The organism is Vibrio sp. YT-19(2023) (assembly GCF_033337395.1).
On record NZ_JAWOQN010000086.1, the window covers coordinates 1 to 472 of the forward strand.

Consider the following 472-nt stretch of genomic DNA (forward strand, 5'->3'; position numbering starts at 1 on the left):
TAAACAAGCAGCAAGTCGCTCAGTTTGTGGTCGATGTGAAACAGGGTCAACGTCAAGCCATCAGTGTTGCGAATATTGCTAAGACGTATGAAGACGGTGGACGCATTTTCCCTCAAGTTGCACACGCTCGCGGCGACTATGGATATCGCATCATCAATGGTGAAGATGTTGTCGCTAAAACTACGGATGGTGAAGCGTTGTTGATCAAAGGTGTTGGTAGCGCAGAAGTTGAAGCCTACGAATACGACTTGCGTAATTATCCAGCAAGTAAAACCCGCTTCAACATTGAAATCGAACGCGCACCTCATCCGGTAATGAAAGACGTGGAAATGTCTCTCACTTATCAGCCTAAACTGGCTATTCCAATGGCGTTTGCTGGTCAGAAAGGCAAAGTCAGTCTGATTGGTGGGTTGCCTGAAGGTCTTCGAATGAAGGATGGCAACTTAGAAGTGGATACCGCGGGCGAATATCG

Annotated in this window: 1 pseudogene; it reads left to right on the top strand. The window is 47.2% G+C overall.

Going from position 1 to position 472, the window contains the following annotated elements:
- A pseudogene (locus R7E78_RS23985) lies at positions 1-472 on the top strand (cadherin repeat domain-containing protein); the annotation flags it as partial.